Raw genomic sequence first — 8,698 nt, 5'->3', positions numbered from 1 at the left:
TAAGATTCTTTTTTAAGATAAAACACCTAAAACTGGTGTTTTATTAGATATAAATGTGGTTTGTTATTGAGCTGTATAAGATTTTGAGCGAACACCCGTGTTACGAAAACGCCCTTTATGCTCACAGATGTAAGCCAGAAAGTAATGAAGAGTTAAGCAAAAGGGCTGGAAAACCAGCCCTTTAGATTGGAATCAAACGTGGATTCTGAATTAGAACGTGTGGCTGTACTGTAGGCCAACCAAATAGGCATCAGCGTGAGTTGTGCCTGTAATTCTCGAAACAGTTTGCCCGCCGACTTCTGTTGATTCACTGACATCAACATCATCGCCCATCAGGTAGGTAAAGCCAAAGTCGATGTTTGACGCTGAACTGATGTGGTAGGTAAAGCCAGCAGAGAACCACTGACGGTCCGAATCCGGAACGGAAATGGAGGTAACGTCATCCTGAGCGCTGGTGTCGTACATGTAACCTGCACGCAGTGTCCAGTCGTTGTTCAGGTAGTAGGTGCCACCCAGAGCAAAGTGCCAGCCGTCTTGCCACTCATAGGCCTTTTCACTGATGGCGACGTTATCAAACTCAATTTTGTCGAAATCTGACCAGCCAATCCATTGCACACTGTAGTGTACCGCAAACTTAGTGTCTGGAATTTTGTGGTAGCCGGAGAACTCTGCGATATCCGGCAGGGGCAACGTGACTTTTTTCGAGCCATCTTTGGCCTCAATCTCTGGGCTGTAACGGTATGCCAGACCAAAGCGGTTGTCTTTGTCCAGTTCGTAAACCGTACCGATATTGAACCCGACACCCCAACCATCGGCATCTTCGACATCCAGGATGGATTGACCGTTAAGCGCGTTCAGCGTTGCAGTTTGGCCATTGTCTACGGCTGGTGGTAAAACCGGACCTTCATAAAATTTGTTGCTGAAGTTACGTTTCAGTGTGCCTTGGCCGTAGATCAGATCCAGACCAGCACCAAAACTCCACTGTTCATTCAGGCGGTAAGAGCCTGCCAGGCCGAAGTTCAGACTGATGATTTCGGTTTCACCACCGTACTCACCCCCTACGTAACCGCTGCTGAAATCAGTTCGGGTACCAAAGTTTGAGTAGACATTGGCACCAACAGCGAACTTTTCGTTGATCGGAACGATCAGGTGAATGTTAGGGGCAACAGACGTCGCGCCAGCGTCGTCGTAGTCAGCATCGACACCAGTGTAAGTTGGATCAACAGCGCCGGTCGCACCGTAGTAGGTGGCATCAGACACTTTAATTTTGGTGGTAATGGTTTCAAAACCCAGTGACAGAGAAGTTTTGTCAAACAGAGCCATTGCTGCTGGGTTACGTGCCATTACCGAAGCGTTGTCTGCGATGACAGCGTCACCGGCGAAAGCTCGGCCAAGGCCAGTTGCAGATTGTGCATTCAATTGGAAACCTGCAGCCATTGCTTGCTGCGTGGCGAGAGAGACAGTCACTGCTAGTAGCGACTTTTTAAACAGACGCGTCTTGTTCATTTATGCTTTTCCTTTTTATTTCGTCTCTAAGTGGACGTTATTTTTGAGCAAATGCTCAGTTGGTGGCTGATACTATGCTTTAGTGTAGATAATAGAAATCCGACCATTGTCTAATTGGGTGACAAAATTGTAGAAATGATGGTTATCTAGCAGGAAAATGCGCGATTTTGATATTTTTTAGAGTTAAGACTCTATTGGCGAGGTAAAAATATAGCCCAAACTTATCGTTCGGGCTATATTCATTTTAAGCGGCAGGTTTGATCATTTTGGCAATCTTTTCAGCGATTTTTGTTACATCTTCACCTTTTTCTCCAACCAGTATCAAACTGGTGTTACCTATGGGTTCGATGACCCCTGACATGCCATCTTTTTCGAAGCTTTCCTGCTTCGGTGCTGGCAAACCAGTGAGGAAAAGAGTGACCTTCCCTTTGTCGCCCTGAAACACCATATGAACGGCGTTGGAATGACCAAAACCACAGTGGTTAAGGTAGTACACATGGTAAGGAAAAGCCGAATCCATGTGATAGGCGAAAGGTTGCATCTTTGCGTTAATTTGCGTCGAACTGACTTGCTCGTCGACATTATCGACAAAAGCGCTTTCGTCAATTACGTGCTTCACCGCCATATCAGCAAGGCTTGCCTGGGCAGGAGACACAACCAGGTTACCCCAGTTGATCTGCCCAACCAGCAGTCCAAACACAAAGGCAATCGACGCCGCCATCGCCATGGCGCGTTTAGCAAAGTTGGGCCGTACGACATTATCCGGTGAGGACGACTGATTGAACAGAATGCGATCTGCCAGATCATCGGGAACGGGAACCGTCATCGCTTTCGCAAGTCTGGCATCCAAATCCAAAATGTCGTCAGCAAATTTCTTGTTGGCGTCGCTGCTTTTCATCGCGTCCTGGACTTGTTTATCGCGGTCTTTGGGATCCGACATAATCCGGCGGCGAAATTCTAAATCATCCATTCTGATGCCCCCTTAGTTTATCTTCAGAATCCAGCATCTCCTTGAGTTGATTGCGGGCTCTAAACAGGCGTGTCATTACCGTGTTCTTGTTGAGGTTAAGTATTTCACCGATCTCTTCTCCACTGAACCCTCCGACAACCTGAAGAAACAGAGGTTCGCGATAATCGACATCCAACTTCATTATTTGGGCTTGAACCCATTCCGTCTGATGATGAGCCTCATCGCTGATTTTGGCGTCGTTACCGTGATCATCAATGTCCACCAAGTCCAGCTGTTTGCGCTCAAAGCGCCGCGCGTTTTCCCGCCTTAAAATGGTAATCAGCCAGGATTTGGCCGCTTTGTCGTCTTGCAAGCTATCGAGCGATTTCCAGGCTCTGAGGCAGGTTTCCTGCACCAGATCTTCCGCCACGCTCTGATCCTTGCACAACCAGAACGCATAGCGGTATAAATCGCGATGATACGCTCTGACAAGCGCTTCATATTTTCTTTGTCTGTCCATATCCGAATTGACCGGGTCATCGGACTTTTTCTTTCCGAAAAATCTGATTATTGACACATGAGCCTCCGAATCGCCCTGTGAATCTTATAGTTATATACGTCGAACATATTTAAGTGTAAGTCAATCAAACGGCTGACAAGCGATTTGCAACCTTGTTTGAGTAAATCAACATAAAATTGATCTAATTCAAAATCTTATACCGAGTAGGGGTTATAGTACACCTTGTCATCTAGTTAGTCCTTGTGACTAACGTGTTGAGCAAGATGACACTTCCTTTTGAAGGCTGACTTTACTTTCTCCTAATCAGGAAACTGATTACTTTCAATTGGCGTAAGTTAATTGCTTTATATATTCCAACCACACAATTTTGTGTGGTTTTTTTTTGCCCGCCGAATCACTCTTCCACTAAAATTTCCGAATTATTAACCTGTTACCAACGTTTGAATGATTAGTATCGACTACACTAACAGCGTGTTTCGATGCCAATATCACGTTTATTTAAACGGCCGTTTGATTGTTTTAACAATCTCGTTACAATGCATCAGGTCAGACCTCTTATCTTTAAGGAGAAATAATGGGCAAGCAGGAAGTAAAAACACGTTCAGGCGAACGTGTCGCTATCGTAGCGGGGCTGCGCACACCATTTGCACGTCAAAGTACTGAATTCAGTCAAGTTCCGGCCGTGGACCTTGGCAAAATGGTTGTCAGTGAAATGATGGCTCGAACCGACATCGATCCGACACTGATTGAGCAGGTGGTGTTTGGACAGGTGGTTCAGATGCCGGAAGCCCCCAACATTGCACGTGAAATCGTACTGGGCACCGGTATGAGCATCCATACCGATGCCTACAGCGTCACGCGTGCGTGTGCCACCAGTTTCCAGTCTGCGGTGAATGTCGCGGAAAGCATTATGGCCGGTACGATAGACATCGGGATTGCTGGCGGTGCGGATTCCTCTTCGGTTTTGCCTATTGGTGTCTCGAAAACGTTGGCGGCTAACCTGCTTGCTCTGAGCAAAACTAAAACGCTCAGTCAGAAGCTGGGTCTTTTGAAAAACCTCAGCCTTAAAGACCTGATGCCTGTGCCGCCGGCGGTTGCAGAGTATTCGACCGGGCTATCGATGGGGCAGACCGCAGAACAGATGGCCAAATCCCATGGCATCAGTCGCGCTGATCAGGACGCGTTAGCACATCGTTCTCATACATTGGCTTCACAAGCCTGGAAAGACGGCAAGATCGCCGGTGAAGTAATGACGGCTTTCCCTGAACCGTACAAAAAATGGTTGGCGGAAGACAACAATGTCCGTCATGACTCGACGCTGGAAGGTTACGCGAAGCTGCGTCCGGCCTTTGACCGTCAGTACGGCAGTGTCACGGCTGCGAACTCGACGCCCCTTACCGATGGTGCTGCTGCGGTCATGCTGATGCGAGAAGGTCGGGCGAAAGAACTGGGTCTGGAAATCATGGGCTACATTCGCTCCTATGCGTTTTCTGCCATCGGTGTTGAGACTGACATGCTGATGGGCCCCTCATACGCAACGCCGCTGGCGCTAGAACGTGCCGGCCTGTCCTTGTCTGATTTGACTTTGATCGATATGCACGAAGCCTTCGCTGCGCAGACACTGGCGAACGTCAAAATGTTCGCCAGTACTCAGTTTGCGCAGGAAAAACTGGGTCGTTCTAAGGCGATTGGTGAGATCGATATGGAGAAGTTTAACGTTCTGGGCGGTTCCATTGCGTACGGTCACCCTTTTGCGGCAACCGGAGCGCGAATGATGACTCAGACTCTGCGAGAGCTGAAACGTCGCGGTGGTGGTCTGGCGCTGAATACCGCGTGTGCAGCGGGTGGTCTGGGCGCGGCAATGATTCTGGAGGTTGAATAATGAGTGATGCAAAGGCGTTTAACCTGACGGTTGACGAACAGAATATTGCCTGGCTGTCTATCGACGTCCCGGGCGAAAAAATGAATACTCTTCAGGCTGCGTTTGCTGATGAAATGAGCGATATTTTGACGCAGTTGAAAAATGAGAAAGGCATTAAAGGCCTGATTCTCCATTCTCTCAAACCAGACAACTTTGTGGCTGGTGCAGACGTGCGCATGCTGGAAGCGTGTAAGAGTGCGGCAGAAGCGGAAACGTTGGCCAAGCAAGGCCAACAGATGTTCCAGGCTTTGGCTGATTTGCCGTATCCGGTCGTGGCAGCCATTCATGGCCCATGTCTGGGTGGCGGCCTGGAGCTCGCATTGGCGTGTGATTATCGCGTTTGTAGTGATGCAGATGGCACCCGACTTGGGTTGCCTGAGGTTCAACTCGGTCTGCTGCCAGGCTCTGGTGGTACTCAGCGCTTACCGCGTCTGATTGGCTTGCTGCCTGCACTGGATTTGATTCTGACAGGAAAACAGTTGCGCGCGAAGAAAGCGAAGAAACTGGGTGTGGTGGATGCCAGCGTGCCACAGACTGTCTTGCTTGATGTTGCGAAGAGCTTCCTTGAAAAGGGGAAAAAGAAACCGAACAAAAAAGTGTCGACCAAAGAGAAACTGATGTCTCAAACCGGGGTCGGACGCAAACTGATTTTTGAACAGGCAGCGAAGAAAACCCGCGAAAAAACCCGCGGCAATTATCCGGCCGCTGAGGCTATCCTGGATGTGATTCGTCATGGTTTAGAAAAGGGCATGACAGACGGTCTGGAGCTTGAAGCACGCCGCTTTGGTGAGTTGGTGATGACCGCTGAATCCAGGGCTCTGCGTTCGATATTCTTTGCCACAACCGAGATGAAAAAGGAACACGGCAGCGACGCCGAACCGCAAGCGGTTTCGCGTGTGGCTGTGCTAGGTGGCGGTCTGATGGGCGCAGGCATCAGCCATGTCAGCGTTGTCAAAGCCAACGTACCGGTACGCATCAAAGATGTCGCTAACGATGGTGTGTTGAATGCACTACAGTACAACTACAAATTGTTTGAGAAACAACGTAAGCGCCGCATTTTGTCCAAAGCTCAGCTTCAGGGCAAAATGATGCAGTTGTCGGGCGGAACCGATTTTACCACCTTCAATCATACGGATGTGGTGATTGAAGCGGTGTTTGAAGATTTACAGCTGAAGCAGCAGATGGTGGCGGACATTGAGGCCAATGCCAAACCGAGCACGATTTTTGCGACCAATACGTCGTCGTTGCCGATTCACCAGATTGCAGCACAAGCCAAGCGTCCGGAAAATGTGGTTGGTTTGCATTACTTCAGTCCGGTAGAGAAGATGCCGCTGGTGGAAGTGATTCCGCATGCGGGGACGTCTGATGAAACCGTATCGACCGTGGTAGCCCTGGCGAAGAAGCAGGGGAAAACGCCGATTGTCGTCAAAGACTGCGCGGGCTTTTATGTGAATCGGATTTTGGCGCCATACATGAATGAAGCCGCTCAGGTGCTGATGTCTGGTGAGCCGATTGACCATCTTGATACCGCGTTGTTGGATTTTGGTTTCCCGGTCGGCCCGATAACCCTGCTGGATGAAGTGGGCATCGATATTGGCGCTAAGATCATGCCGGTTCTGATCAATGAACTGGGTGTTCGCTTCCGTGGGCCGGACGTTTTTGACACCTTGTTGAACGACGGACGCAAAGGTCGTAAGAGTGGCAAGGGCTTCTACACCTACAAAGGCAAGAAAAAAGACGTCGATAAGAGCATTTATAAGCTGCTGAAACTGACGCCGGAATCCAAACTGGGCGCGAACGACATTGCGATGCGTTGTGTATTGCCAATGCTCAATGAAGCGGTACGTTGTTTGGATGAGGGCATCATTCGTAGCCCACGTGACGGCGACATTGGGGCGATCTTTGGGATCGGATTCCCACCGTTTCTCGGTGGACCATTCCGTTACATGGATCAGATTGGCATCAAACGTCTGGTCGAGATCATGAACGATCACGCGAAGAAATACGGTGACCGTTTCGCACCGTGTGACGGGTTATTGACCCGAGCCGGGCTGGACAAACCATTCTATGAATAAGTCATACATGCGTTGATGACAAGGCGGGCCACAGGCCCGCTTTTTTGTTTGTTAGCCTTAACGCAAATCGCTGTGCGATGCGCTGCAACTGTGAGGCGTGTTTGCTATGATGTGCGCATAATCAGTGAAGTAAGGATTCAAAATGGACGCTCTTGAACTGCTGTTGAACCGACGTTCAATCGCCAAGCTTTCGGCGCCGGCACCGGAAGGTAAAGCTTTGGAAAACATTATCCGCGCTGGGTTGCGTGCGCCCGATCATGCCGGCTTGACCCCGTGGCGTTTTGTGATTTGCCAGGGGTCGGGTTTGCAGAAACTGGCTGATATTCTGGTCAAGGCTGCTGAAATGGAAAACAGCGAAGATGCGGTGATCGATAAACTGAAAAATGCCCCGTTTCGCGCCCCAATGGTGATTGCGGTGATTGCCAGAGTAACGGAACATGAGAAAGTGCCGCCACTGGAACAGTACTTGTCCGCCGGTTGTGCTGCACAGGCGATGCAGATGGCCGCGGTGGCACAAGGGTTTCAGGGCTTCTGGCGTTCAGGCAAGTGGATGTTCCATCCGGAGGTGCACAAAGCATTTGGCTTACAAGGTGAGGATCAGATCGTTGGCTTCCTGTATCTCGGCACTCCGGGCTGCTCACCAATGAAAGCGCCAGAGCGGGAGCTGGGCAAATTTGTCGAGTATCTGTAACTGGTAAGAGCGCTATCAGAAAGGCCTGTGATATTCACAGGCCTTTTTGTCAGTGGATGTTGTAGGCAATGACGAAATCGATAAACAGACGTACTTTCTCTGGCAGGTGATCTTTGTGGTTGTAGAGCATGTAAATATCACGCGGGTTGGCGCTCCAATCTTCTAATACGCGAACCAGGCTGCCGTCATCGATATACTCACGCAACATCACGTCGGGCATTAGGGTGATCCCAAGCCCGTCAGACACCGCAGAACGCACGACATTCAGCGCGTTGGCCTGGAAACGACCATTATCGTTGTTCACGACGGTTTCGCCCGATGAATTGGACAACTGCCATTTGATCAGTGGGTGGCCTTTCAACAACGAGTGATTTGCCAGCTCTTCGGCGTGTTTGGGGGCAGGGTTGTTTTTTAGGTAGTCTGGGCTGGCCACTAAAATGTCTTTGACTTCGCCAATTTTTCTGGCGATTAGGCTGGAGTCACGTTGCGGACCTACGCGGAAAATTACATCCCATTCGGTTGGATCCAACTGATCGGCGTGATTGCTGGTGGTCAGTTCGATATTGATCTCGGAGAACTGTCGCATGAACTCAATAAACATCGGCATCATCATGCGTTTAGTCAGGTTCGATGGGGCAGAAATCTTGATTTTCCCTGCGGCGCCACGGCATTCATCCGTCAATTCTTCTGCGGTCATAGACAAACGTTGTAGCAGCGGGGAACATTCCTGAAAAAAGCGTTCGCCTGCTTCGGTCAATGACAGCTTGCGCGCGTGACGATTGAGCAATCTCAGATTCAGAGCGTCTTCAAGCGCCTGAATGCGTCGGGTGATGGTCGCGACAGGAATCATTGTCTTGCGAGAAGTTGCGGTATAGCTCCCATTTTCGACAACCAGTCGAAATAGGTTGAGATCATCTAATTTCATCATTCCAGACACATCTTATTACGAATTGCGGTAATTTATAGGTATATCAGATGTTAAGGCTTGAGTCACATCAACAACTGGTGATTTTTACGATATTACGTACATATAGTA

7 protein-coding genes are annotated in these 8,698 nt (G+C 49.4%); 3 read left to right on the top strand and 4 right to left on the bottom strand.

Features of this window, described 5'->3' with window-relative positions; genetic code table 11:
* Nucleotides 1–210 precede the first annotated feature (210 nt).
* The 3 genes from CAG65_RS13255 to CAG65_RS13245 all read right to left on the bottom strand — a co-directional run bounded on the left by CAG65_RS13255 (nt 211) and on the right by CAG65_RS13245 (nt 3,032).
* Nucleotides 211–1,506 (bottom strand): outer membrane protein transport protein, encoded by a 1,296-nt coding sequence (locus CAG65_RS13255; protein WP_021703904.1) that lies wholly within the window; start codon nt 1,504–1,506, stop codon nt 211–213.
* 244 nt (nt 1,507–1,750) lie between these two features.
* Entirely contained in the window at nt 1,751–2,476 is a 726-nt protein-coding gene (locus CAG65_RS13250) for a DUF3379 domain-containing protein (protein WP_161453952.1), read from the bottom strand.
* Nucleotides 2,469–3,032 (bottom strand): sigma-70 family RNA polymerase sigma factor, encoded by a 564-nt coding sequence (locus CAG65_RS13245; protein WP_161453951.1) that lies wholly within the window; start codon nt 3,030–3,032, stop codon nt 2,469–2,471. Before CAG65_RS13245 ends, CAG65_RS13250 begins: the two co-directional genes overlap by 8 nt.
* Nucleotides 3,033–3,549: 517 nt before the next feature.
* On the opposite strand from CAG65_RS13245, the gene fadI reads away from it, so the two are divergent.
* From fadI to CAG65_RS13230, 3 genes are all read left to right on the top strand, one after another.
* On the top strand, nt 3,550–4,857 hold the full coding sequence (gene fadI / locus CAG65_RS13240) for an acetyl-CoA C-acyltransferase FadI (protein ID WP_021703907.1): 1,308 nt from the start codon (nt 3,550–3,552) through the stop codon (nt 4,855–4,857).
* Nucleotides 4,857–6,971 carry a fatty acid oxidation complex subunit alpha FadJ gene (gene fadJ, locus CAG65_RS13235; protein WP_161453950.1) on the top strand — a complete coding sequence of 705 codons (2,115 nt, stop codon included), beginning with the start codon at nt 4,857–4,859 and terminating at the stop codon, nt 6,969–6,971. Before fadI ends, fadJ begins: the two co-directional genes overlap by 1 nt.
* A 142-nt stretch (nt 6,972–7,113) precedes the next feature.
* Nucleotides 7,114–7,662: an NAD(P)H nitroreductase gene (locus tag CAG65_RS13230; RefSeq protein WP_161453949.1), complete on the top strand. Its 549-nt coding sequence runs from the start codon at nt 7,114–7,116 to the stop codon at nt 7,660–7,662.
* Nucleotides 7,663–7,711: 49 nt separating this feature from the next.
* On the opposite strand, the gene CAG65_RS13225 is transcribed toward CAG65_RS13230, so the two are convergent.
* On the bottom strand, nt 7,712–8,587 hold the full coding sequence (locus tag CAG65_RS13225) for a LysR family transcriptional regulator (RefSeq protein ID WP_040902254.1): 876 nt from the start codon (nt 8,585–8,587) through the stop codon (nt 7,712–7,714).
* Nucleotides 8,588–8,698 lie beyond the last annotated feature (111 nt).

Source organism: Vibrio sp. V39_P1S14PM300 (assembly GCF_009904765.1).
GTDB lineage: Bacteria > Pseudomonadota > Gammaproteobacteria > Enterobacterales > Vibrionaceae > Vibrio > Vibrio proteolyticus.
The sequence above is the reverse complement of the archived record's forward strand: the minus strand, read 5'-3'. Positions and strand labels throughout refer to the sequence as shown.

Bases quoted from the DNA above. Each gene is read 5' to 3' on its own strand.
- CAG65_RS13255 (WP_021703904.1), bottom strand. From the start codon at position 1,506: ATGAACAAGACGCGTCTGTTTAAAAAGTCGCTACTAGCAGTGACTGTC.
- CAG65_RS13250 (WP_161453952.1), bottom strand. From the start codon at position 2,476: ATGGATGATTTAGAATTTCGCCGCCGGATTATGTCGGATCCCAAAGAC.
- fadI (WP_021703907.1), top strand. From the start codon at position 3,550: ATGGGCAAGCAGGAAGTAAAAACACGTTCAGGCGAACGTGTCGCTATC.
- fadJ (WP_161453950.1), top strand. From the start codon at position 4,857: ATGAGTGATGCAAAGGCGTTTAACCTGACGGTTGACGAACAGAATATT.
- CAG65_RS13230 (WP_161453949.1), top strand. From the start codon at position 7,114: ATGGACGCTCTTGAACTGCTGTTGAACCGACGTTCAATCGCCAAGCTT.
- CAG65_RS13225 (WP_040902254.1), bottom strand. From the start codon at position 8,587: ATGAAATTAGATGATCTCAACCTATTTCGACTGGTTGTCGAAAATGGG.